This is a genomic window from Vibrio sp. 10N.247.311.47 (genome assembly GCF_041467535.1).
Lineage (GTDB): Bacteria > Pseudomonadota > Gammaproteobacteria > Enterobacterales > Vibrionaceae > Vibrio > Vibrio crassostreae_C.
The window spans coordinates 137,117-162,080 of sequence record NZ_JBFSUR010000003.1; the positions used below are offsets into that span (position 1 = coordinate 137,117).

A 24,964-nucleotide genomic window follows, 5' to 3' on the forward strand; every position below is an offset into this window, starting at 1 on the left:
GGATTACTTGAATTGTTTAAGGAAACGAAGGTCGTTCTCGAAGAACGCACGAAGGTCATTTACGCCGTAACGAAGCATCGTTAGACGCTCTACACCCATACCGAATGCAAAACCAGAGTATTTCTCAGGGTCGATGCCAACAGAGCGAAGTACGTTAGGGTGAACCATGCCACAGCCTAGAACTTCTAGCCATTTGCCATCTTTACGTTTCACGTCAACTTCAGCTGAAGGCTCTGTGAACGGGAAGAATGAAGGACGGAAACGCACTTCAACTTCTTCTTCAAAGAAGTTACAAAGGAAATCGTTAAGAATGCCTTTAAGTTGTGCGAAGTTTACGTTCTCATCAACTAACATACCTTCCACTTGGTGGAACATTGGCGTGTGAGTTTGATCGTAGTCGTTACGGTAAACACGACCCGGAGCAATGAAGCGGAAAGGCGGTTTGCCGTTTTCCATCGTACGGATTTGAACACCAGAAGTGTGCGTACGTAGCATTAGATCAGGGTTGAAGAAGAAAGTATCGTGATCAGTACGAGCTGGGTGATCGTCTGCGATGTTTAGTGCATCAAAGTTGTGGAATGCATCTTCGATCTCAGGGCCAGACTCAGTGCTAAAGCCAAGCTCACCAAAGAACTGTTCGATACGCTCAACAGTGCGAGTAACTGGGTGAAGACCACCGTTCTCAATGCGACGACCTGGTAGGCTCACATCGATAGTTTCTTCAGCTAGTTTCGCTTCAAGCTCTGCACGTTGTAGTGCGTCTTTGCGAGCTGCGATCGCTTGTTGAACAGCACCTTTCGCTTTGTTGATCTCTTGACCAGCAGTGCGACGCTCTTCAGGTGGAAGTTTACCTAGGCTTTGTAGTTGAAGAGTTAATTCACCCTTCTTACCTAAATACTGAACTCGCACTTCATCAAGTGCGACTAACGAATCTGCTGTATCAATAGCAGTCGTTGCATTAGCAATGATCTCTTCTAGATGTTGCATCATTTCCTCATCTACCAGTTGGTAGTGTCCGTATCGGATGATTAGTTTTTTTAGATAGCTACACATAGTAATCAAACACGCAACCAATGCCAAATTGAATCGCTAAAAGAACAAGTTATTGCCTAAAAACACGGCAAATTTAACAGGATATTAATGAGGAGTAGGAAGAAGTGGAACAATTACAGGTTCCACTTCTTAATTTGGAAATGACCTGAAGGCTAGATCTGAATAGAACAAACGCTGTTCTTCCCTGCGTTTTTTGCTAAATAGACGGACTCATCCGCCGCTTTAATCAATTCGTTCATGGTTTCGAATTCTTGGGTCATTTCAGCGACACCGACACTAATACTGCCAATCCAAACTTGATGACTGGTTTCAACCTCTAATTCAGACACTTTCTGTCGAGCGGTTTCCGCGATGTACATCCCACCTTTAAGGTCGGTGTTTGGGCAAATAACCAAGAACTCATCGCCACCTAACCGGCAAACAATATCATCATTACGGAACGTGTTTTTCAGTTCACGCGAGAGGGTTTGTAGCACCAAGTCGCCTGCATCATGGCCGCTGGTGTCATTAATGCGCTTGAAGTGGTCGGCATCAATCATAATACACACTAAAGGCATGCCCAGTTCTTTGGAGTCTTGCCAATGCAGCGCTAACTGTTTAAAAGCACTACGACGGTTATGCAAATTAGTAAGAGAGTCGGTTAATGACAGTTCTTCAAGTCTCTTATTCGCTCGTTTTAATTCTGCCGTACGTTCCTCAACTTTATCTTCGAGTAACTGGTTGAAGCGTAACAACTGTTTGTTTCGTTCAGAGACTTGTTCAAACAGGCCGTTAAGCGCAGCCAACAGCGGGACAGTCGCAGAATCTTGCTGCTTTTCTTCCGCTTCAAAGGCTTGCAGAGGTGTCGCGCCCTCTTCTATCGCGGTCATTTGTCGCGCCATGTTTTGGTCGATGCCGAGGATGTGGTAAGCAAGCCAGTGGATCAATAAATCAAGTAACTGCCGTGCTGACGACTGATCTTCTTCCATGATGAAAGCTTGCATACTGTAGATATCTTGCATAAATACACGATGCACTTTGATATGCTCTTCAATGTGTCGCTCATACACACCGCAATCTCTCATCAAAGATTCTTCTTCTTTAAAGTGAAATTCGGCATAGCATGTGAGATCGAGTAAAGCGACGTTTATGTCGTCGATAGAGATAGTGTTCTCTGACAACAGATTTCCGTAGTGGTTGATAATACCAACAAGATATTGATGCTGTTCATCTACAACACCAATGCCTGTTTCAAAGTTTTTATCCCAATTAAATGAATTCATAAATCCCTTAAGGCCGATACCACCAGCACGATTTACATGCATATTCGGAGGTTATAGATACTGAAAAAATATAACCATTTTACATGTAGGTTTATTCGATTGTTTGATCCACTTTATAAAAAGACGACTTTGAACATTCTAAATATGGCTCATCTTAAATTTGAGACGTCCCCCCCAACAGGAACGCCCCACGAAGCTAACATTAGAAATAATATTCCAACGCCATCTCAACAAAGTCATCCTTGCGTGCGAAGAACAACAAGTCCTCTGGGGTTTCGTTCTCAAACAACCAAGCATTCAGTCGCCACTTGAGATTGTTGTTAATACGGCTCGATGCCTCTAGCTTGGCACTGTAGACATCACTGTTATCTAAGTCTTGAGTGATACCAGTAAGCACTTCGGTGCCGTCTTCATCGTTCAAAGCGAAACGGGCGCCAAGGAACACATCATTTTGGCCGATGGTTTGGGCATTGTTGCCTCGGCTGTCATACAGGTATTCAGCGATGAAGCCGATGTCCCAGTACGATTCAAGCGCCCCTACCCAAGTGTATTCAAAGCCTGTCGCCACGCCGGTATGGTTGTCGTAGCTGTCGCGATAAATGCTTTCCAGCTTCCATAACCAGTCACCGATAATGCCTTGAACATCCAATCCGAAGTGTTGCATTTGGGCGTAGTATGGCTTGAGTTGATTGCCTTCCACACGGTAATAAGGGTCGCGGTTTGTGCCGCCTAAGTAGCTTAAACCGACATCCCAATCACCGTACATTTGGCTGTAACGCAATGCCACATCAACGTGTTTTTCTTCTCGTGAAGATTCGTAAAGCGCATCGTCCGATACTGGCACGGTTGGCCTTAATCGACCGTCTTCGCCTGCGAAGGTACGCTCACGAAAATACGGCAGTAACATGGCGTCTATGGTGCCCCACTCTTTTATCGAGGTGAAGTGCACCATAGGCTGACCTAACTTGGATTCGCCATCGACCGATTCAATGGCATCGGTCTGGTTTACCACATCCACTAAATGCGCCGATTCGGTTACGCCCCAAAATACCTTTCCAACACCCGCTCGCAGTTCGTAATCATCCCAATAGGTTAAATACAAGGCTTCGCGAATATCACCATGAGTTCGTTCATCGTCTTCACTGTCTAGGCGATAAAACGGGGTGAAGGTAATGCTGCCGTTGCCCTCTTGTTGCTCCCAGTAAAACTCTGGCTGCAACACCAGTGAGCTTTGTCCTTTGTCTTGCCCTTGTAAGCCGTCGCTAAAGAACTGCCTATGTTCAAGGTTAACCTGCCCTGCGATATCAGGACTAAAGCCTGCCGCCACACAAGGCAACGACACCTGCATAAGCCCGACGGTCGCCGCCAAGGTTAAGGATAATTGGGTTCCTGTTGCCACAATCCTTTTCATATTCCTGCCTTATTTCGCACGTTTTAGTGTGTTCTTTTGGAAATCCTTGTCTTTAAGACCGGTCTGGAACACTAAATCTGTCGTGGTTAATACGGTGCTTTTGCCTGTTTGATGGTTTTGCATCGCCATGGTGTGTGCGCGCCAGTATTGGTTTAGGTACTGTTTGTAATCTTGGAACGATAGAGTTTTAAGCAGTGCGCCTTTGCGGTCGTAAAACTCGACTTTCATTGGGCGGTAGTGCTGTTGGTCTAGCCATACCTTTTGCATGGTGTAGCCTGAGTTTTTATCGGTCGGTACTTGCTCTAAAACAAAGGTGTCTACGCCTTCCAGTTTCGCGTCTTCAATGTAGTTGAAGGTGTACTTTTCAAGTTCAAACGAGCTTAAGTCCTCATACGCAAATTCACTGCCCATAAACGGGCCAGATTTGTTGCGTGAAGAGATGCGTTTTACACGCTTGAGTGCAGGAAGATACAACCACTGGTCATCGGATTTGGTGATGTGCGAATGGTTTAGGAAAGCCGTGCCTTTTACGTCGCGTGGTTCATCAAAAATGGTTAAGCCTTTGTCGCCATCGTTATCGACTTCTAATGATTTCAATCGCATCAGACGTGTACTGCTTTCGCCCTGTTTGTTGCGAAGTAGCATCTCCATGGTCGCGACAGAATCGCCCCACCCGACATCGACCGCTTTACGTTGCTCGGCAATTTCTAAGCCTTTCGCTGGGTCTGCTAATGCTGGGAAAGCGGCGAATGTGCTCAGTGCCAACGAGCTAACAGTAAGTAATGTAGTAGCGAATGTTTGTTTAACGCTTTTCATAAATATCTCCTTGAGTCAGCCCACCGCAGCAGGCCGACGTTTCCTTATTTGGTCGAAGTAGTCAGTTCGGCTGTCGATCTAGGCTGCGACTTGGTATCTGGCTTTGATTCGTGCTGAGTTTTAGCTGAATAGTGGGTCTGTTTGTCGAAGATCATCAGTAAGCTTGGTAGCAAGATGAAATCGACCACCAGCGCAATGAAAATCACAATCGCGCTGAGTAAGCCCATGTCGGAGTTGAGTCTGAAGCTCGACATCGCCAGTACAGAGAAACCGGCCACTAGCACAACAGTGGTGATCCACAAAGCGCGACCTACGGTGTGGAAAGCGTATCGAACCGCTTCTTCTGCTGATTTCCCTTCGATTCTTGCGCGCTGGTATTTACTCAAGAAGTGCACCGCATCATCAACCACGATACCCAACGTGAGCGTGACCACGACTGACAAACCGAGGTTGATTTCACCTGAGATAAGCGCCCATAAACCAAAGCCAATGATCGCAGGCGCAATGTTGGGCACTAGGCTGATCATGCCTAAGCGAACCGAGCGCAATGCAAAGATCATCAAGCCAGAGATAAGCACTAGGGTGATAGGCAAAGTTGATAGCATGCTCGCCATGTTGGTTTCGCCAATATGAGCAAACATCAGTGACGGGCTCGAAGCCACCACTTCATATTGCGGTGCATTGGCTGCAAACCATGAGTAAATGCGCTCTTCGAGTTCGACTAGCTCAACGCTGCCAAGGTTATCGACGGTGAGTACCATTTTGATCGATGATTTATCGACGTTGATCTGGTTGTTCAAGTCCAAGCCGTACGGCAGAGACATTTCGTAAAGCAGCAGATATTGCGCGGCAAGTTCACGGTTCAGCGGTAGCTTGTAGTAGCTGTCGTCGTCGGCATGCATATTCTTGTTCAAACGCATATAAACATCAGAAAGCGTTGCCACATGGTCAGTTTCTGGTTGAACGCGTAGCCACTTAGTAAAGTCACCAATTGCTTGCAAGAACACAGGATCAGCAATCGCTTGAGACTCGTTAGTTTTCACTGCGATACTGAGGGTTGTCATGCCGCTGACGGTCTCTTCCATGAAGTCAGCCGCTTGTCTGAATTCACTTGAGGTATCGAAATACTTCACCGATTCATCGTTGACTTTGTTGAGCGGAATTAACGCGGCAGCGCCAACAATCACTAGCGTAGAAATCGGCAGCAGTGCTTTACGGTTAGTTACGACAAAATCGCCCAGCTTATCCATGAAGGTGACTTTGTCTGCCGCCTTAGGGTTGGCAGGTAGACGTTTGACTGGCAGCAGTTTTAGCAACGCTGGCAACATAGTCACAGACAAGAAGCACGCAATAAGTACACCCAGTGCCGATAAGTTACCGAAATCACGCAGCACTGGTGAGTCCGACATGTTCATCATCAGGAAACCAATCGCAGTGGTCACCGAGGTGATCAGAATCGGCATCGCATTGAGCTTGATGCTGTATTGAATGGCTTGTGCTTTCTCCATCCCCCGCTGCATCGCTTGTCTCATGGTCACAATCACGTGAACACAATCAGCCACCGCCAAAGTTAAAACCAAGGTTGGCACATTCACGGTTGCGGTACTCAAGAACATCCCTGCCCAACCAGACAATCCCATGGTCGCGACAATCGAAGAGATAATCACAACTAAGGTAGCCACCACACTAAAGAACGAGCGCAGCATAAAGGTCAGGAACACCAGTACCACCAACAGCATTAAGGGAACGAGCGTTGAGCTGTCTTCTTGAGCCGAAGTCATAAATGCGTTGTTCATGGCTATGATGCCCGCTTTATGGAATTCGACATTAGGATACTGAGCTTGGTACTTGCCGATCATGGTATTGATTGCCGCAATCACCTCTTGCACTTCTGCGGTTTTGTCCACTTCTGGCAGTTGCACGGTGACGTTCACAATCGTCACATCGCCAGAGGCCGACACCAAGGCATTCTTAAGCAACGGCTCGTTAAGGGCGATCTGTTTTACTTTGGCGATGCGTTCTGGTGTGTGTTCGTACTCTTCATACAGCAAGTCTTCTACCAAAAGATCATCTTCAATGGCTTCGGTGTGCTGATAATTAGCAAGGGAATCGACACGGCTTGAATACGGGATCTGCCACGCATCAACCGTGAGATTTTGAATCAGGGTGAGAGTTTCAGGGGTGAAGACATTGCCATCTTCAGGTGCGACAACAATCGCAAGGTTGTCGGTTTTTGCAAAGGTGGTTTGGATTTCATCGAACGCCATCAACTGCTTGTTGGTGCCTTCGAAGAAGATGTTGTAGTCCCCTCTAAAGTAGAGGTTCTTAGCCCCTAATGCAGAGAGAATGATGATTGAAAACACCACCAGCAGAACGATAAACGAACGCTTGGTAGGTATTGAGTGCCAACTGTTTAGATCCGTGTTTGCGCTATCGGCATTAGGGTTATCTCGGTTTTGCTGATCGAACGTGGGCTTCTGGCTGTCATGTTTCATCACAGTCTCCATTTGTGACGATTCGTCATATTTGTGTCATAAAAAGCCAGCCGAAGCTGACAAAAGACACAATGCTTAGTCAAACACTCAAGAAAACAGCAACCACAGTCGGTCAGTCTCAAGTTTGTGACGAATCGTCAAAAATGGTTATTAATAAACCCACATGTGTGGGCTTAACGGAAGCTATCGACCTACAGACTCTAAGTAAGCGATCTCTTCACTGAACAGTTCTTGTTCTACACGACGCCAAGTTTTGCGGTAATCCCAGTCACTAGAAAGGGGCTGCCAATTTAGGCCGTCTAGAATCATGTTCGCGTTGTGTAATACTGAATACGGGTCTTGTAACCGCTTAATACAATGACTGTTTGATGCGTTCTGTGACAAGGCATTTGAACCAAATGCGATTGACCAGTTAGCAAAAACGATGGCATCTGAGCCAACGCCAGAAGAGAACTTTAGGTCACCCGCTTCTACCGCTTGGTTAACCATAGAGTCGCATTGTTCAATCACCAACTCTTCCAGTTCATTCATCTCGGCGACGCGTGCACTAGACGCTTTCTCTAGTACCCACGGGCTTTTAGCCATGATCGCACAGGTTGATAGTACCGGTTCCATGCGAGCATAGATTCGGTAAGCAACGTGCAATGCGACGATCTTTTCACGTGTGTTGCCTTCAAACTCTCCAGAGCGAGCAAACATCATTGCTTCTGTCTTGAGAGAGTGAATACATAACGCTAAAACGACGTCTTCTTTGCTGCAAAAGTGATTGTATATCGTACCTTTAGAATAAGAGCTCGCTGCCGTTAGCTTGTCCATCGTGAGGTTTCCGAACCCTTGTTCTCGAACCAGATCTTTTGCTAACAACATCAACTCTACTTCTCGGTCTGCAATAGACTGCTGCTTTTTAGACAACACGCCTTTGCAACCAAAGATACCTTGTTTATCGCCTTTACAACCAAAGCCAAACATAATTTTTTAGTCCGTATATGAGCTTAGCCGTTATCTAAGCTTCGCCAGTATTTAAAACACTCCTATCCAATATATTAACACGAATAGTAAATTCATGTAGTTAACCATTTTGTGACGCTTCGTCATTTCTGACTTATCGTCATAATAGCGCAAGTATTGATCATATCAAGGGGTTTTATAAATTAAATACATTTTGTGAATGGAAAGAGAATAAATGGGATATAGCTAAGAAAATCATCAATAGTTGACCTAAAGAGAAGACTTTAAAAGAAGACCTGTATTGTGACCAACAGAATGTGGACGCGAATTGGGCATTCTTAACCTAACAAAGAATGTCGGCACTTTAAGCTGCTATGCGTATTCATGCCCAATGATTCCTAGCTTAAACCACAAGAATGAATGACTGTAGGCTTACTTTATGGGGCAGACGTCTCCTTATGGTCAATATTTGGCTTACTAATGCCGTTTTCTGTTAAGTTGCTATAAATTCGGTAAGGGGTGACTTACAATAGTGACAACGACTTACCTTTTTTGAGAACACGATATTGAGCGCCAAATATTCTTATTTAGCTTGGCAAGTGAATACTTCTAGCCCTGCAGAAAAGCTGGTTTTATTGATGCTTGCAGACGGTGCTGACGAATTCGGCTACACCAATGTGTGCCTACAAACAGCAGGTCAACTTTGTGCTCTCTCTACGTTTGGTTTAGCCGACTGTCTTAAGTGTTTAGTCGACCAAGGTTTTCTCGATAAGATAAAAGTAGATTATCGGGATAAAAAAGAGATTCACGTTTTCAAAATGCTCATTGAGCAAGAGCAAACTGCGGCGCACGTTGAGGTTCAACCGACCAATAGTATTCCGGTCTACTCTACGGCACCTGCACCTGCACCTGCACCTGCACCTGCACCTGCACCTAAGTTTCAGCCTGCTCCGGCACCAATGCAACACATGCAGCAGGCCCCTCGCCCACAAGGTCGAGGCTCAATGAACAGCAACACCGTCTCTACTCATGATCTCAACGAAGAAGAGATACCATCATGGGCAGAACGTGCGTTTAAATTCTCCGGTTTGACCGGTGACCATAGTTTAGTATGGAAGAAATTTGTCCTCTGGTATAAAGCCAAAGCCAATGAATTAATGCCATTATCTCGGATTGAATCCAAGCTGCAGTACTGGCTAGTTAACGAGAAGCAAAATGAAAGACAACAACAGCAGAAGACCTCTCAATATTCAGGAAATGCAGGACAAGCTCAAGGAAATGGGTATAGACAAAAGCTTAGCCCATCTGAACGCTTCAGGCAGCAGCTCATTCAAAAAGGCAAAAAGCCAACCTTCTGAGCCAGCTCAACCTGTTGTACCTGACGCTACAGGTCCATTAGTACCTGAAGTGATTGAAGCGCAAAGTACCGAAGTGAAAGTAGCGGCTGCACAAGCTGCGGATTCTGGTGCGTCTCAACAAGTACCTGTTGTTGATCAAGATCCTGCAGAGCTGGAACTAACCGATTGGTGTATTCACGTGTTCGGCTCTTTCTTGAGCGTGTACGAAACGCAGTGGGAATATCAGTACGGTAGTGAGCCAAGCGGTAAGTTCATTGAGTTTGCCAACTCTGTTGATTCAGACGGCCTTAACCGCGTTTTAATGCACTGCCACGAACGTATTCAGCTTGGCAACAGCTGGCCGCCGCAAATGGGTGAGCTGTGGATCCTGAAAGATTCTTTAACTGAAGAAGAGTTGCTGGATAGCCGTATCCGTGTGTTGTCTCGCACCGCTGCCAACATAATTGAAAAATGGCTGATTCAGAACAAACTGTATGACTTGAAGCGTACGGCTGAAAACAAGCTGGATGGTCTGTTTAAGAAGTACTACTTGGAAGCAAAACGTTTAGATGAGAAAGGCATGCTTGAAACTGAGTTACCAGAATTCCTTCTTGCCGCTAACTCTGTAAAGAACCTGAACGATTTAAAACGTGAAGAGTACGAAAGTAAACACGGTAAAGCGATTAACCCAAGAATTCAGCGTATTCTGAACAGTAAAAAATAACCATCCGCTTGCTATCTGTTATAAGAAAACAGAGTAGCGATTACACGGTTAACAGATACAAAAATGCCAGCTATCAAGCTGGCATTTTTTACGAATTCTTACGAACTCTACAAATATCCGTGACCAACGGTACGTCTGTCACTGACTGCAAGTAATTACAGTAGGTGGATAGTTGCGTTTAGCGTGAATACGCCAGAGTCGTCATCTTTCATTTTGAAGTTTTGGTAGCTAGCGCCTACAGATAGTGGACCAAAGATGAAGTATTCAGCGCCTACACCGTACATGATATCAACATCGTCTTGCTTGAAGCCATCAGCTTTAAGCTCGTAAGAGTGAAGACCACCCTTCGCGTATACGTGAAGAGGACCAAAATCGATGCTTGGTTTAATCGCTAGGTAAGCAGTGCTTGCGTCTAAATTCTTAAGATCGCGGTTGCCGTAATTAACGCTGCCGAAAGAACCTAGATCCCAGTAACCCGCTTCAACACCGATTAGTGGAAGGATACCTGTACCTACGTGGATGCCCACCGCGTTTTCATCTTCACCAGCGAATGAGTTTTGACCACCCATTACACCGCCGTACAACCAAGAATCAGCCATTGCTGTTGAAGATGCACCTAGTAGTGCTAGTGCCAATAACGTTTTTTTCATATTCGACCTTTTTCGTCCTAGTGGCAGGCCTTGAGTGGTAATAAATTGCCACCAAGTCGCCCTGTATGTAATAACTATTCAATTAGTAATGCAATAAGCAAGATTTATACCCAAACCTTGCCATTGCGTCTAGCTTTATTCCTTTAGCAAGCATCAATCGCGTTTTTAACACGCTTATCTGATACTGGGTAAGGCGTACCGAGCTGCTGTGCGAAGAAGCTTACACGAAGCTCTTCTATCATCCAACGAACCTCTTTTACATTTTCTGGAACCGCGATCCCTTTTGGAATTTTATTCAGCAGTTCTTTGTAATCATTCATTACTGACTCAACTTTGATCATGTGAAGACGATCTTTGTTCGGGTCAATTGGCAGTTTTTCCATGCGGCGTTCAATCGCTCTCATATAGCGTAGAATATCCGGCAAGCGTTTCCACCCACATTCTGTGGCAAAACCCTTAAAAATCAAACCTTCTACTTGAGCTTTTATGTCAGAAAGTGCGAATGCCATAGAAAGATCCACGCGTCCTTTCAGCTTTTTACTGATGCTGAATGCCGTGGTTAGGATGGTTTCAACCTGTTGAGCAATCTCTACTACGGTATCACCCAGCTCTGCACGTACGTGTTCTTTCAGAGCTTCAAACTGCTCTGGTTCCCAAACCAAACCGCCCTTCTCTTCAATCAGCTTATCAATACCACAAGCGATACAGTCATCGATAAGATCGAGTACCTGTCCGTATGGGTTGAAGTACAAGCCAAGTTTCGATTTGTTCGGCAGGTTCGAGTGCAAGTATTTGATCGGTGATGGCACGTTCAACAAGATTAAACGACGCTGACCCGATTTCATTGCCGAGATTTGCTCTTGCTCGGTTTCGAACAGTTTGATCTCTACGCTGTCTTTGGTATCCACCAGCGCAGGGAAGGCTTTAACATCGTAGCCACCACGTTTCTGTTGGTAGACTTTTGGTAATTCACCAAAGCTCCACGTGTGCAGGTTCTGCTGCTCGATATCGTCGTCTGCCACTTTAGAAAGCGTTTCTTGAACCTTGTCTTTCAGGCTCTCTTTCAACTCATGCAGATCTTTCTGTTCTTTCAGCTTACGCTTGCGATGATCTACAGCGCGGAATGTTACCTTTAAGTGCTCTGGAATCTGGTCTAACTTCCAGTCATCACGTACCACTTCCACACCCGTCATGCGGCGTAGCTCTTTCTCAAGAGAATCCAGTAACGGTGCTTCAAGCGGTGTCACACGTGCCAAGAATGCATCTGCGTAGTTTGGCGCAGGTACAAAGTTACGGCGTAGCGTTTTAGGTAGTGACTTAATTAGGCTAATCACCAGTTCCTGACGCAGGCCTGGGATCTGCCAATCAAAACCGTTTTGGTCAATTTGGTTCAAGATAGGCAGCGGAATGTGTACCGTTACACCATCGTTGTCGTCACCTGGTTCAAATTGGTAGCTCAGTTTCAACTTAATACCGTTTTGGTGCCAGAAGTTCGGATAATCCAAATCAGTAACGTGGCTAGCATCGCCTCGGAACAGCATCGACTTTTCAAAGTTAAGCAGCTCAGGAGTTTTCTGACTGGTCTTCTTCCACCACGTATCAAAATGACGGCCTGACACTGCCTCTTCGCCAACACGTTGATCATAGAAGTCGAACAGTTCATCATCATCGATCAAGATGTCGCGACGACGCGATTTATGCTCAAGCTCTTCGACTTCTTGTAGAAGCTTGCGGTTCTGCTTGAAGAAAGCGTGTTTGGTTTCCCACTCACCTTCTACTAATGCACTGCGTACAAACAACTCACGGCTGACGGTTGCATCAATCGCGCCGTAGTTCACAAGGCGCTTAGGTACGATTGGGATTCCGTAAAGCATCACTTTTTCGTGTGCCATTACCGCTGCTTGTTTCTTCGACCAATGTGGTTCGCTGTAACTGCGTTTAATCAGGTGTTTCGCTAGCGGTTCAATCCATTCAGGTTGAATCTTCGCGATAACACGGCCCCAAAGTTTTGAGGTTTCTACCAGCTCCGCAGACATGATCCACTTAGGCTGTTTCTTAAATAGGCCAGACGCAGGGAAGATGTGGAAGCGTGCATTACGTGCACCTTGATACTCATTCTTCTCTTGGTCTTTCATACCAATGTGCGAAAGCAGACCTGATAGCAGTGACATGTGAATGCCATCGTAGCTGCCCGGTTCTGTATTCAACTTAGTATCCAGTTCACGCATTGCTTGGTGAATTTGGAAGTACACATCTTGCCATTCACGGATACGTAAATAGTTGAGGTAATCTTGCTTACACTGTTTGCGGAACTGGTTACTCGACAATGCTTTTTGCTGCTGCTTGATGTAATCCCATAAGTTCACAAACGTGATGAAGTCAGACTCTTTATCGAAGAAACGCTTGTGCTTGTCATCAGACGATTGTTGCTTATCTGATGGACGCTCACGCGGATCTTGAATCGACAACGCAGACGCGATCACCATCACTTCGTGTAGGCATCGGTTACGTGGCGCTTCAATTACCATACGCGCTAAACGTGGATCGATAGGCAGTTTTGCCAGCTTACGACCAATCGCGGTTAGCTTCTTCTTGTCGTCGCCGTGGTTCTTGTTTTTGTTCGCTGACGGTTCAACGGTGGCGATCGCACCAAGCTCTTCAAGCAGCCTTACACCATCTTGAATGTTGCGCTTATCGGGCGCTTCAACAAATGGGAACGCTTGAATGTCGCCTAGACCAAGCGCTGTCATCTGAAGAATTACAGACGCTAGGTTAGTACGAAGAATCTCTGGGTCAGTAAACTCTGGGCGTGACTCGAAATCTTCCTCAGAGTACAAACGAATACAGATACCTTCTGCAACACGACCACAACGACCTTTACGCTGGTTTGCACTCGCTTGAGACACTGGCTCAATCGGTAGACGTTGTACTTTAGTACGATAGCTGTAGCGGCTAATACGCGCCGTACCCGGGTCGATAACATACTTGATGCCCGGAACGGTTAACGAGGTTTCTGCCACGTTGGTTGCCAGAACGATGCGTCGACCAGTATGAGACTGGAAGATACGGTTCTGCTCACCCGCCGATAGACGCGCGTAAAGCGGGACAATTTCGGTATCACGAAGGTTGCGTTTACTTAATGCATCTGCGGTATCACGAATTTCTCGCTCACCGTTCATGAAGATCAAGATATCGCCAAGGCCTTCATCACACAGCTCATCAACGGCTTCAAAGATGCCTTCGATTTGGTCGCGGTCTGAATCACTTTCATCACCACCTAATGGGCGGTAACGCGTATCAACTGGGTAAGTACGACCAGACACTTCAATGATCGGTGCATTGTTAAAGTGCTTAGAGAAACGCTCTGGATCGATGGTTGCCGACGTGATGATCACTTTCAGATCAGGACGCTTTGGCAGTAACTCTTTCAGGTAACCCATGATGAAATCGATGTTCAGGCTACGTTCGTGCGCTTCATCGATAATGATGGTGTCGTACTGATTTAAGAAACGGTCGTGTTGAATCTCCGCCAGTAGAATACCGTCGGTCATCAGTTTGATTTGGGTGTTGTCAGAAATTTGGTCGTTGAATCGAACCTTATAACCAACAAACTCACCCAGCTGCGTTTCCATCTCTTCAGCAATACGGTTCGCAACCGAACGTGCCGCAAGACGACGAGGCTGAGTGTGACCAATTAAGCCAAAGCGGCCGCGGCCAAGCTCAGAACAGATTTTTGGTAGCTGAGTGGTTTTACCCGAACCCGTTTCACCCGCCACGATAACCACTTGGTTTTCAGCGATGGCTTTCGCGATGTCTTCGCGCTTTTGGCTAACCGGTAGAATTTCTGGGTATTCAATCGTTGGTTTCTGTGCCGCGCGCTGAGTTGCCGTCATCATTGACTTAGCAATGTCTAACGCAATCTCATCAAAGACAGCGTGCTTAGCTTGTTCGTTCTTAATTTTACTCGCACCAGCAATTCGCTTACTCAAACGGAAGCGATCGCGCATCATACATTCGTTGAGCGCTTTACGAAGAGAGGCTGGGCTATTCTGAGATGATTTGTTGTTTGTCGCTGATTGTTCAGCAGATTTTTTCGATGCAGCTTGGTTTGGTTTCGCTTTGCTCTGTGAAGAACTTGGCTGTGCTGCATTCTTGTTGTTATCTGCTTTTTCCGGAGACGAAGTCAAAGCGTGTCCTATTCTTGTACTTATTAAACTCGCGCGATTATATCACAAGTCTCAAACAAAAAAGCCTGACAGCAAAGGGAAAACCTTTAGCTATCAGGCTGATTAATCTCGCTAACACTCGCAGGAGCTATGAAAGCGCGGTCAAATGTAATTCGTACTTAGTCAACTCTGGTTTAAAGCTAACGTTAAAAACTGCGCTTAAAACTCGTACTGGAAGTAAACCGTGTTGTAGTTACTACCGCCTTTGATACGACCATACTGAGAGGATTTTTCAAAGATTGCAGAACGGTGATGCAATGAATAACCGAACCATAAGTTGTTCAAGTCATTCTTACCAATCAAGTCGCCAACGTTGACATCGAATGAGAAGTCTAAGTAGTTCAATAGATGGCTTGCGGTGTAACCTTTACGGTCCATCTCAGAGCCTTCGATATAGGTAATCGAATCGATGTAAGACATACCTTCTGCCACACCAACACGCCACTGAGTTGGCCAATCAAAGGTGTAGTACGCCTTGATTGCGATAATGTATTCGGTGCTGCTCGATTGAACGTCTGAACTCCAGTGGTGCGCAATACCTGGGGTTAAATAGATATCCAGTGGCAAACCGAAGATCTCATCGGTTAACGGGTGTCCATAGAAGAACGAGGTCAACTGGTTGTTGTATTCGTCTTTCTCTCGATTGAACTTCATGATGTCGCCAATATTGGATGGCGTTCCCCAGCCGTGTGCGACACGTAAGTACGGCGCATTGCTCAGTTTAGGTTTTGGCGCTTTCTCTTTGTCGTTAAAGAAACCAAAGCCAAGGTACAATTCCCCCTGATAACGGTCTTCAACAATCGAAGAATCGTAAGCGTTATCGTCCAATCGAGTCACACTGGTTGAACCCAATAAGTACAAGTTAGAAACCACATGGTAACGCGTTTCAACACCAACATTTAAGTCAACACCAGCACCAATGGTTTCATTAGATGCGGAGTAATACTCACTGTTGAAATCAGCACTTTTATAACGCAGCGTCGCGCTCGGGTAAAACTCCCAATCTCCAGTTTCATACTTGGCTTTAGCTCGTAAGTTACCGTGGAAGTTGTATTCACTGTCGCTCATTAACTCCGTCTCGACAGACCAAGAATCATCAAGTTGGTAGGTCAGTTGAGCACCAAAGTCCGCCGTATCGCCTTCAATCGCGTTCTGCTCAGATGCAGGAATATCAATAAAGCGCATGCGAGAGATAGCATTGAAAGACCACTTCTCATCGTCAGTTTGATAGAGGTATACCCCCATCTCAGTACCGTCAATAAACACATAATCGTTCTTGAAAAACAGCATCGGTACGAATGAGCTAACCGATTGGTCGCCACCAGACGTGTCATAAGGGATGCTTGCTGTACGGAACATTGCAGCGATGCCCCACTCTTGCTCTTCAGCGGCCCACGCATTAGCACTTACGAAAATGCCACTTAGGAAAGCGCTACCTAGTAAAACCAATCCAGATGAAGGAAGAGTCGGTAAATATTTGAGCTTCATTCTTGTGTAATTACTCTTTGAAAAAAATATTGTTTTACTGATTAGACATTTATTAACCATGACGGCTAACTATTTTTAGGTTTGCTCGGCATTGACCGTTACAATGTAGAATATTCTCGGTTAAATGAAAGTATTGTGAAAGTCTCCGAATTACAAAACATTATAGATCACTTACCCAAAGATTCCGATCCAGATATTGTTATGGGTGAGGCGTGGTTGCCTGAGCGTTTGGTGGATACCAACCTAGACGGTGACATGCTATTTCTTGAATTCGATAATGCCCCTGAAGACAATCAAGGGGATGAAGAAGGCCGTGGCTTTGTTGAGCACGAGATTGCTATGATTCGAGAAAAGCTCGAACTGTTATTAGACGAGCCTTCCGATACCAAGACCAAAGCCGATGCCCTTTTGGCAATATTTCTAATGGGCCATGAACTTTCTAGCTCAGAAGTTATCGAAGTTCTTGAATCAACAGAATCTGAAATGGCAGAGCCTGAGATTGCAGAGTTTAAAACAACAGAATCTGACTCAGTAGAACTTGAAGCATCAACGCTTGAAACCACAAAGCCAGACACAAATAAGATCGAAACAAAAGAACACCACGACGACTAGCCACCAACGATTTTAGGTACCGTATTGAAACCCTCTACGACATCATCTCTTCCCCTGTTACTCGCCGGACCCATTTTAAGAAAAACCACCGCGACTGAAGTGGTACTTTGGTTAGCCACCAGCTCGCCTCTTACAGGCAGAGCCGAGCTTCATACTCAAGAAATAGACGATTCTGAAGCAGCACAAGACCAGCCGTTTTATACCTCATCGCTTGAAGAACATGATTCGATTCAAATCGGTACACATGCGTGGATAACGCTAATTCGCTTACAAGGTGAGTTTCCGACTAATACGCTGCTTGAATATGACATTCACACAGAGTCAGGTTCACTAAAAGAGCTCGCCCCTCACCTTGTTTACAACGGTAAATCTCGCGTTGAGTTTAAGATATCGACCTCAGCTGATTACATTCTTCATGGCTCTTGCCGCAACCCGCATCATCCAAGCAAAGACAGCCTAGTTGCAGCCGATAACAAGATGGCCGATCAAACCGTCGCTGAAAGACCCGACATGCTGATGATGAGCGGCGATCAGATCTACGCCGACCATGTGGCAGGCCCAACACTTGATGCTATTCAACAAGTGATTCACCTGCTTGGCCTTGTAGGCGAAAGCTTACCGACTGACTCGCAAATTAAACAAATCAACAACAGTGACGCTCTGTATAACAGTGAATACCACTTATACCAGCGTCATCACTATTTGCCGCACCACACAGCTTCAGAATCCATGCTCGATAAGTTATTCCCGAACCGTGGCGTGCCGATTTTTAGCTCTACCGATTGTGAAAACCACTTGGTCACGCTGTCTGAGTTTATCGCGATGTACTTATTGGTTTGGTCTCCGACACTGTGGCAATGCGTCAATCGAGAGCGTTTAATTGAGAATAACTTCACTCAAGGTGGACGCCAATTAACACCGACTGAGCAGCAACAATGGCGTGATGAAAGCGTCATCATGGATGATTTCATTGCTGGCTTACCGCAAGTGCAACGTCTGTTCGCGCATATTCCAACGTACATGATCTTCGATGATCACGATGTGACGGATGATTGGAACCTTACCGTGGGTTGGGAGCATGCCGTCGACCAAAACCAGTTCGCGACCCAAGTCATTGGTAACGGCCTTGCGGCTTACTGGATGTGTCAAGGTTGGGGTAACAAACCGGAGAGCTTCGACGAAACGTTCATCGAGCAAGCAAAACAGCTTTTTGTCGCTCAACCGCTCATTACTAAACAACCGCGCATTAGTAAACAAACTCATAATGAAGCCGGCAATGCAGCGACTACTCACTCTATTGGCAACATCGAGCCAGACAAGCATCAAGCCTTTATTGAGATGCTGAGTCGCTTTGAAGAGTGGCATTACACAATAGATACCTCACCCAAAGTCATTGTGTTGGATACTCGTACGCGTCGTTGGCGTTCAGAGTCACGCATGAACAAGCCTTCAGGTTTAATGGACTGGGAAGCCTTGATTGAGTTTCAACATCAGTTAATGAATCAAGATAAAGTGGTGATCGTTTCTGCTGCACCGATGTTTGGCGTGAAGTTTATTGAAACACTGCAAAAGATGGCGACCACAATCGGCAAGCCATTAGTGATTGACGCTGAAAACTGGATGGCACATCCGGGCAGTGCTAATACGCTGATTAGCATCTTTACCCATACCAAAACACCGACCAACTTCGTGGTACTTTCTGGCGATGTTCACTACTCCTTCGCTTATGACATCAAGCTTAGGTATCGTCGCAACAGCCCGAACATCTATCAAATCACCTGCAGTGGTATTAAAAATCAGTTCCCTGCTCCGCTGCTTAAATTCTGCGATGTATGGGACCGCCTGTTATACAGCCCTCGCTCAGTTTTGAACTACTTCACTAAGCGTAAACGCTTGAAGATCGAAAAGCGAAGCCCTGACAATCAGACCTTCTATCGCCTTTCAAACCGTAGTGCGATTGGAGAATTGAGGCTAGACACTGATGGGAAACCGCAATCGATCACGACACTCAGTGGCGACGGTAAAATTACCCGTTTCCCAGAGCCCGATTGATAAAATGCTCCTTATCGCTCGCGTATCCGTAATGTCAGTTTTTAGTAAAGACGCTTGCGATCACACTCTGTAGACCCAATAGTTATGCTTATGGTTATAGTTGATAGCTATCAGCGTTACGGAACTCGATACAAATTTTAACTGGAGCTCGTTATGTTCAATTCTCTCACATCAATGTTTAAACAATTGATTGAAGGCCAGGACCTAAGCAAAAACCAAGGCACATCACCTAATATCGCCATCGCGAGTTTGTTGTGTGAAGTCGCGGGTGCCGACCATCAGATCAATGAATCAGAAAGAGTCGCTAAGCTACAGCTTCTGCAGCGTTTGCTGGATTTAGATGAAGAACAAGCAAAGGTACTGCTCGCGCAAGCAGAGCCGAAAGTAGAGCAATCAGTATCGCTGTATGACTTTACATCGCAACTCAGAGACCTATCTCAGCCAGTGCGAATCGACTTAATCAAAGCGATGTGGGAAGTAGCGCATGCCGACGGGGAAATTGACCCTATCGAAGATTCTGTGATCCGTAAAACAGCAGAACTGCTCTACGTCGACCACTGTGACTTCATCAAGAGTAAGTTAAGTGTTTTAGGCGAAAATTAGTGCCTGAAATAATGAATTGGAAACTGAAATAAATAAAAGCGACGGGTTAAGAAACCGGTCGCTTTTTTGAATCGGTAAACTGAAAACTGACTAAACAGGGCTGAGAGGAGCTAAAAATTTAGCTACAACATAGTTAATGTGAGTTTCGCAAGATTATAAGCATCGACATAACCCGAGTGCTGACGACCTTCCCACTCAATGTTTTTCGCTTCTTGAGCAGCACGGTGACCAATACGTTTCTCTTTCAATCGATTCTGAACTCGATAAAGCGTGGCGATATTCAAGAACTCGCTGAACGGAGGTTCGATGCCTTTCTCAATACACTCCTTGTGTAAGATAAGATCGTCGCGTCCCCACGCTGCATAGATTTTCTTTGGGCCACCGAAGTTCTTAATCATCGACTTGATAACAGACTCTAATGGGCGACCCTGTTTTTCTATTTTACGAGGGGTAATACCCGTTAACTCGGCGCAGAATAGAGAGACTTCGTCTTTTTCGGGCTTAACGTAATATTGTGCGCGCTTCACGATGGTTCCAGATACAAGATCGATCTCAGCAAGACCAATTTCAATGATCTCCCCTGTTGTTCCTACACCGTCTTCGCTCCAACAGCACATTTCCAAATCGAAACACACCACTCGATTGTGATTCATACGTCGCCTAATTCTCTCGTCAAAAATTTCGTGAAATTGTACATGAGCCTAATAAAGAACTCGACCCCAGTTGCATCAAGTGCTCATTTAGCCTGCAATTGTGACTCGATTTCGGCCATTTGACTTACTTAGGTATAACATGCTGTCAGTTTTTTGAAGGAGCGCTTCAATGTCTTCATTAGTGCGGATGGTAGCCCCGATGCTTAGAGTACAACTCAATAGCTGGCCAGAATGCTCGCAATGAGACTCACTCACCGTCTCTAAAATACATTCTAAATAGCGAGACAATGAGTCATGTTCAGTGATGCTCGAAATGATACCGAACTCATCCCCTCCCATCCGGAATAGGTTATCTCCAGACTTCAAGCTCACTGAGATAACCTTAATCACATGGATAAGTAACGCATCACCGGCTGGGTGCCCAAACTTATCATTGATCTCTTTAAACTTATCAACATCAAACACTATTAAGCTAAACGGCTTATCGCTTTGTATCGATTGACCAAGCATCTTATTAAAAGCTCGGCGATTATAAATTTCCGTTAAACTGTCATGATTGGCAAGAAAGCGAAGTTCTTCTGTTCTTTCATCAATCATTCGATACAAGCGCTCTTTCTCTCGAATTTGCAGGTTCACAATATAAGCAAGCAGTAATGAGATAGTGGTACCAACTATGCCGATTCCCGCCAACACTAAGTAACCATTAAATGAAATACATGCATCTATCTTGAAGTCGATGATCCATTCACGGTTAGTTAATGTAATCGTCTTTGTAATGTGCTGCCCAGTTACCGCTTCATAACCATTGGTTTCGAACATTATCGGGGCATCTTCAGCTTCAAAACCGCTATCGGTAACACGCACATAAACGTCCATATCGCCGACAGTAGACGCCAGAAGTTTCTCAAAATAGTATGTGGTACGAACAACACCAATCACAACCCCTAACAAATTGTCCGTTTGACCATCAAACACAGGGTGGTAAACCAACATTCCGCTCTTAGGTGTGTTGCTGTCTAAACCATCTTGCAATAGACGAACTTTGTCTGAAATATTCGCTTCACGTGTTTTTTTAATGTTCTCAATGACCAGATTAAACCGCTCACGAGAAGAGTAAAAACCCAAAACACCGTTGTTCACTGGATCATTCGGATAAATATCTGTCGCGATAAATACGGGCTCGCCATCCAAGACATAACCATAAGTTTTTGGCCCATGTTTAGGGATAGTAAACATTCTATAGGATGGGTATTGAGCTTTCATTTTGGCGGTGTGCTCGGCGATATCTTCTACCGCTACTTTTTGCATCCACTGCAATCCGATCAGGCTTTTCGAGCCGTTAATCGTTTGCTGAGCAAAACGATCAAATCGGTCCCGACTATCGACATCATTAGAATAGAAAAAATTCGCACCGGAACCGATATAAGCGACATCGTTATCAATAAATGCTTTTAAACTGAGCGTTTGATGCTGAGCAAAGCTATCCAGATTCTCATTCAAAGACCTATTTTGATTCGCCGCAACCAAAACAAAACACAACACCGTTATCAAAAATGTGGCAAAAAAGACAACTAACGGCAAAGTTCGTTTCTTCAACCCTGTTATAGGGTCGGTAGTGTGGGGCATACAGCTTCCCATATGATGTTATTTTGAGTCGAAAGTATACACTGCCGGAATGCTAGGCTCTATTTATCTTTGACTCTCACAATGGGATAAAACTAACACTATTTACAACCCATGGACATTTGCGACTAATAAACCAACAAATCTCGATTAACTTTCAAGCTAACTCACCAAAAAGCCAGTTTATTGAAAACATTAAATAAAGCCCTTAAGCCTTGAATATGCTAGTATCCACCCATATTTATAGCTTGAAAGTGACCATTTCGGCCTTATGCCACTGAGTTTCTTTCCAACCTGTATATTCCTTTAAACCGACGAATATACCGTTAAATCAATTTTAAAGAGAAATCACTATGATCGTTGATTTGAACCTAATCCCACAAACGTTTGATATGCTTCACGCAGGCCTGACTGCATCAAGCGTTTTACTACTGCTAATTGCCGTTTCTCGTAAAACCAAAGTGGTTGAGAAAGTCGTAGAAAAACCAGTAGAAAAGATCGTTGAAGTTGAAAAGCCAGTTGAGAAAATTGTCGAAGTAGAGAAAGTTGTTGAAGTTGAACGTGTGATCGAAAAAGTAGTAGAAGTTGAATCTAAGCTGGCAACAGCACCAACAGATTCTGCAATGCAGCTACTGTCTATCATGCAGCAAGAAGCTCGTTTAATTGACTTCCTAAAAGAAGACCTAACATCATTCTCTGATGAAGAAGTTGGCGCGGCAGCTCGTGTTATTCACACTGGCGGTCAAAAAGTATTAGCCGATTACGTAACGCTTTCTCACATCCGCACTGAAGATGAAGAAACACGTATCACTATTGCTGAAGGTTTCAACCCTCAAGAAATTCGCCTAACTGGCAACGTAACGGGTAATGCGCCATTCAACGGCACACTGGTTCACAAAGGTTGGAAAGCAACTGACATGAACCTGCCTAAGCTTGCTGAAAACTACGATGCATCTGTAATTGCACCGGCAGAGGTAGAGCTATAATGGAACACCAAACTCAGCCATCATCGCACGAGTCTTCTTCTCAAGAACATACGCCGCAGATGCATTCACAAGAGCTATCTTCTCAAGAGCAACATCAGGCGCCTAAGTTCAGTGTTGGTATCGATTTAGGTACCACACACTGTGTTTTGTCTTTCATCGACACAACAAATGAAGACGCTCGCGTTGAGGTGATGTCAATCCCTCAACTGACGGCGCCAGGTACAGTAGAAACTCGCAGCCAACTTGGCTCGTTCCTATACCAGCCGCACGAACATGAAATGAATGCGGGCTCTCGCGTTCTTCCTTGGTCTTCTGAGCCTAAAGCACTGGTTGGTGCGATTGCTCGTAACCTAGGTTCTAAAACCCCAATCCGTTTGGTAGCAAGTGCAAAATCTTGGTTATGCCACGGTGGTGTGAACCGTCGTGATGCGTTCCTTCCTGCAGGCAGCCCTGAAGAAGTTGAAAAGGTATCTCCGCTTAAGACAACTGAGTTGTACCTTGAGCACCTTAAAGATGCTTGGAACCACGCTAACCCAGAACACAAACTGGCAGACCAAGATGTAACGATCACGGTTCCTGCTTCGTTTGATCCTGCGGCTCGTGACCTAACAGCAGAAGCTGCACGTAATGTTGGTTTCACTCACCTAACGCTTCTAGAAGAGCCACAAGCGGCTCTTTACAGCTGGATTGATAACAGCAACGACACATGGCGTGATGAAGTGAACGTTGGTGACATCGTTCTTGTTGTTGATATCGGTGGTGGTACGACTGACCTTTCGTTGGTTGAAGTAACACAAGATGAAGGCAACCTAAGCCTGAACCGTATCGCTGTAGGTGAACATATCCTACTGGGCGGCGACAACATGGACTTAGCTCTGGCTTACCGTCTGAAAATGAAACTGGCTCAAGAAGGCAAAGAACTGGCTCCTTGGCAGGTTCAAGCAATGACTCACGCGTGTCGTGATGCGAAAGAAGCACTGCTTAACGATGCTGAGCTTCAATCTGTGCCAATCGTTGTTCCAAGCCGTGGTTCTAAACTACTGGGCGCAACACTGAAAACAGATCTGACTCAGCAAGAAGTTCAACAAACATTGGTTGATGGCTTCTTCCCGAAAGTAGCGGTGACTGAGCACCCAGTACAAAAGACGCGTGGCGCACTGACTCAAATGGGTCTGCCTTACGCTCAAGACGCAGGTATTACTCGTCACATTGCCGCATTCCTTTCTAAGCAAGCGAACGCGCTTTCTGGAAATAGTGAAACCGCTCAGCAAGATTTCAACCCGTTTGCAAACATGCCCGGTACAGAAGCGCAAGGGTCAGAAGCGCCAGTGGCAGACTTCATCAAACCAACAGCGGTACTGTTCAATGGTGGTGTTCTAAAATCGAATCTACTTGCTGATCGTCTTTCAGACACGATCAATGAATGGCTAATTAATGCCGACGCTGAATTTGCTAAACAACTTTCAGGTTTAGACTTAGACCTAGCGGTTGCAAGTGGCGCTTCTTACTACGGCGCAGTTCGTCGTGGCCAAGGCGTTCGTATCCGTGGTGGTATCGCATCTTCTTACTATGTTGGAATTGAAAGCGCGATGCCAGCTATCCCAGGTATGGCTCCTCCAATGGAAGCACTGTGTGTTGCACCATTTGGTATGGAAGAAGGTTCAAGCGTACAAGTACCTAGCCAAGAATTCGGTCTAGTGATTGGTCAGCCAGTACACTTCCAGTTCTTCGGTTCAACCATTCGTCGTGAAGATGAAGCGGGTACGCACCTTGATCACTGGGCGCCTGAAGAGCTTGATGAGCTTCCTGAAATCCAAGTGACATTGCCGGTTTCTGAAGGCCGTCGCGAAGGTGAAGTGGTTCCAGTGACTTTGGCTTCTCGCGTTACTGAGCTAGGCACCTTACACCTAGAAGCGATTGCTACTGACAACGGTCAGAAGTGGCACGTTGAGTTCGATGTTCGTGAAGACTCGAATAACGACTCAAACGAACAAGCATAATGAATCAACGGCACCTTAGCGGGTG

18 protein-coding genes are annotated in these 24,964 nt (G+C 45.5%); 7 read left to right on the forward strand and 11 right to left on the reverse strand.

The window, feature by feature from the left end; translation table 11 throughout:
* Positions 1 to 3 precede the first annotated feature (3 nt).
* From pheS to AB6E51_RS03420, 6 genes are all read right to left on the reverse strand, one after another.
* Positions 4 to 987, reverse strand: a complete 984-nt coding sequence (gene pheS, locus AB6E51_RS03395; RefSeq protein WP_004734764.1) for a phenylalanine--tRNA ligase subunit alpha — start codon at positions 985 to 987, stop codon at positions 4 to 6.
* 218 nt (positions 988 to 1,205) lie between these two features.
* Positions 1,206 to 2,315, reverse strand: coding sequence for a GGDEF domain-containing protein (locus AB6E51_RS03400; RefSeq protein WP_029235308.1), 1,110 nt, complete (start codon positions 2,313 to 2,315; stop codon positions 1,206 to 1,208).
* Positions 2,316 to 2,517: 202 nt separating this feature from the next.
* Positions 2,518 to 3,726 carry a hypothetical protein gene (locus AB6E51_RS03405; RefSeq protein ID WP_017060449.1) on the reverse strand — a complete coding sequence of 403 codons (1,209 nt, stop codon included), beginning with the start codon at positions 3,724 to 3,726 and terminating at the stop codon, positions 2,518 to 2,520.
* Between the two features lie 9 nt (positions 3,727 to 3,735).
* On the reverse strand, positions 3,736 to 4,542 hold the full coding sequence (locus AB6E51_RS03410) for an outer membrane lipoprotein-sorting protein (RefSeq protein WP_372058503.1): 807 nt from the start codon (positions 4,540 to 4,542) through the stop codon (positions 3,736 to 3,738).
* Between the two features lie 44 nt (positions 4,543 to 4,586).
* Entirely contained in the window at positions 4,587 to 7,049 is a 2,463-nt protein-coding gene (locus AB6E51_RS03415; RefSeq protein WP_372058505.1) for an RND family transporter, read from the reverse strand.
* A gap of 171 nt (positions 7,050 to 7,220) precedes the next feature.
* Positions 7,221 to 8,006, reverse strand: coding sequence for a TetR/AcrR family transcriptional regulator (locus AB6E51_RS03420; protein WP_004741595.1), 786 nt, complete (start codon positions 8,004 to 8,006; stop codon positions 7,221 to 7,223).
* 545 nt (positions 8,007 to 8,551) lie between these two features.
* Here AB6E51_RS03420 and AB6E51_RS03425 point away from each other — a divergent pair.
* Both AB6E51_RS03425 and AB6E51_RS03430 read left to right on the forward strand, forming a co-directional pair.
* Positions 8,552 to 9,343 carry a hypothetical protein gene (locus tag AB6E51_RS03425; RefSeq protein ID WP_372139818.1) on the forward strand — a complete coding sequence of 264 codons (792 nt, stop codon included), beginning with the start codon at positions 8,552 to 8,554 and terminating at the stop codon, positions 9,341 to 9,343.
* Positions 9,264 to 10,046: a hypothetical protein gene (locus AB6E51_RS03430; protein ID WP_372058532.1), complete on the forward strand. Its 783-nt coding sequence runs from the start codon at positions 9,264 to 9,266 to the stop codon at positions 10,044 to 10,046. The genes AB6E51_RS03425 and AB6E51_RS03430 overlap by 80 nt, the downstream gene beginning before the upstream one ends.
* A gap of 155 nt (positions 10,047 to 10,201) precedes the next feature.
* Here the strand turns inward: AB6E51_RS03430 and AB6E51_RS03435 are convergent, their stop codons facing one another.
* The 3 genes from AB6E51_RS03435 to AB6E51_RS03445 form a co-directional block, all read right to left on the reverse strand.
* Positions 10,202 to 10,696, reverse strand: a complete 495-nt coding sequence (locus AB6E51_RS03435) for an outer membrane beta-barrel protein (protein WP_017065440.1) — start codon at positions 10,694 to 10,696, stop codon at positions 10,202 to 10,204.
* 143 nt (positions 10,697 to 10,839) lie between these two features.
* Positions 10,840 to 14,883, reverse strand: a complete 4,044-nt coding sequence (gene hrpA / locus AB6E51_RS03440) for an ATP-dependent RNA helicase HrpA (RefSeq protein WP_065584190.1) — start codon at positions 14,881 to 14,883, stop codon at positions 10,840 to 10,842.
* A 198-nt stretch (positions 14,884 to 15,081) separates the two neighbouring features.
* Complete coding sequence (locus AB6E51_RS03445) at positions 15,082 to 16,410, reverse strand: MipA/OmpV family protein (protein WP_017060442.1); 1,329 nt, start codon at positions 16,408 to 16,410, stop codon at positions 15,082 to 15,084.
* 81 nt (positions 16,411 to 16,491) lie between these two features.
* Between AB6E51_RS03445 and AB6E51_RS03450 the strand changes: the two genes are divergently transcribed.
* The 3 genes from AB6E51_RS03450 (at position 16,492) to AB6E51_RS03460 (ending at position 19,677) form a co-directional block, all read left to right on the forward strand.
* The gene (locus tag AB6E51_RS03450; protein WP_029235374.1) at positions 16,492 to 17,022 is read left to right on the forward strand and encodes a hypothetical protein; all 531 of its coding nucleotides are present in this window, start codon (positions 16,492 to 16,494) and stop codon (positions 17,020 to 17,022) included.
* A gap of 24 nt (positions 17,023 to 17,046) precedes the next feature.
* Positions 17,047 to 19,074, forward strand: a complete 2,028-nt coding sequence (locus AB6E51_RS03455) for an alkaline phosphatase family protein (protein ID WP_372058509.1) — start codon at positions 17,047 to 17,049, stop codon at positions 19,072 to 19,074.
* A 153-nt stretch (positions 19,075 to 19,227) separates the two neighbouring features.
* Entirely contained in the window at positions 19,228 to 19,677 is a 450-nt protein-coding gene (locus AB6E51_RS03460) for a TerB family tellurite resistance protein (RefSeq protein ID WP_017060439.1), read from the forward strand.
* A gap of 122 nt (positions 19,678 to 19,799) precedes the next feature.
* On the opposite strand, the gene AB6E51_RS03465 is transcribed toward AB6E51_RS03460, so the two are convergent.
* Both AB6E51_RS03465 and AB6E51_RS03470 read right to left on the reverse strand, forming a co-directional pair.
* Positions 19,800 to 20,330: a 3'-5' exonuclease gene (locus AB6E51_RS03465; RefSeq protein WP_017083367.1), complete on the reverse strand. Its 531-nt coding sequence runs from the start codon at positions 20,328 to 20,330 to the stop codon at positions 19,800 to 19,802.
* An 87-nt stretch (positions 20,331 to 20,417) separates the two neighbouring features.
* A complete protein-coding gene (locus AB6E51_RS03470; protein ID WP_372058510.1) occupies positions 20,418 to 21,956 on the reverse strand; it encodes a diguanylate cyclase domain-containing protein in 1,539 nt (512 codons plus the stop codon).
* A 350-nt stretch (positions 21,957 to 22,306) separates the two neighbouring features.
* On the opposite strand from AB6E51_RS03470, the gene AB6E51_RS03475 reads away from it, so the two are divergent.
* Both AB6E51_RS03475 and AB6E51_RS03480 read left to right on the forward strand, forming a co-directional pair.
* A complete protein-coding gene (locus AB6E51_RS03475) occupies positions 22,307 to 22,939 on the forward strand; it encodes a DUF2760 domain-containing protein (protein WP_017091262.1) in 633 nt (210 codons plus the stop codon).
* Complete coding sequence (locus AB6E51_RS03480; protein WP_372058512.1) at positions 22,939 to 24,939, forward strand: Hsp70 family protein; 2,001 nt, start codon at positions 22,939 to 22,941, stop codon at positions 24,937 to 24,939. Before AB6E51_RS03475 ends, AB6E51_RS03480 begins: the two co-directional genes overlap by 1 nt.
* Positions 24,940 to 24,964: the final 25 nt, after the last annotated feature.

Excerpts from the sequence above, each read along its gene's own strand:
- AB6E51_RS03480 (WP_372058512.1), top strand. The coding sequence starts at position 22,939 with ATGGAACACCAAACTCAGCCATCATCGCACGAGTCTTCTTCTCAAGAA.
- AB6E51_RS03470 (WP_372058510.1), bottom strand. The coding sequence starts at position 21,956 with ATGCCCCACACTACCGACCCTATAACAGGGTTGAAGAAACGAACTTTG.
- AB6E51_RS03410 (WP_372058503.1), bottom strand. The coding sequence starts at position 4,542 with ATGAAAAGCGTTAAACAAACATTCGCTACTACATTACTTACTGTTAGC.
- AB6E51_RS03420 (WP_004741595.1), bottom strand. The coding sequence starts at position 8,006 with ATGTTTGGCTTTGGTTGTAAAGGCGATAAACAAGGTATCTTTGGTTGC.
- pheS (WP_004734764.1), bottom strand. The coding sequence starts at position 987 with ATGCAACATCTAGAAGAGATCATTGCTAATGCAACGACTGCTATTGAT.
- AB6E51_RS03475 (WP_017091262.1), top strand. The coding sequence starts at position 22,307 with ATGATCGTTGATTTGAACCTAATCCCACAAACGTTTGATATGCTTCAC.
- AB6E51_RS03435 (WP_017065440.1), bottom strand. The coding sequence starts at position 10,696 with ATGAAAAAAACGTTATTGGCACTAGCACTACTAGGTGCATCTTCAACA.
- AB6E51_RS03465 (WP_017083367.1), bottom strand. The coding sequence starts at position 20,330 with ATGAATCACAATCGAGTGGTGTGTTTCGATTTGGAAATGTGCTGTTGG.
- AB6E51_RS03460 (WP_017060439.1), top strand. The coding sequence starts at position 19,228 with ATGTTCAATTCTCTCACATCAATGTTTAAACAATTGATTGAAGGCCAG.
- AB6E51_RS03445 (WP_017060442.1), bottom strand. The coding sequence starts at position 16,410 with ATGAAGCTCAAATATTTACCGACTCTTCCTTCATCTGGATTGGTTTTA.
- AB6E51_RS03430 (WP_372058532.1), top strand. The coding sequence starts at position 9,264 with ATGGGTATAGACAAAAGCTTAGCCCATCTGAACGCTTCAGGCAGCAGC.
- AB6E51_RS03415 (WP_372058505.1), bottom strand. The coding sequence starts at position 7,049 with ATGGAGACTGTGATGAAACATGACAGCCAGAAGCCCACGTTCGATCAG.
- AB6E51_RS03405 (WP_017060449.1), bottom strand. The coding sequence starts at position 3,726 with ATGAAAAGGATTGTGGCAACAGGAACCCAATTATCCTTAACCTTGGCG.
- AB6E51_RS03400 (WP_029235308.1), bottom strand. The coding sequence starts at position 2,315 with ATGAATTCATTTAATTGGGATAAAAACTTTGAAACAGGCATTGGTGTT.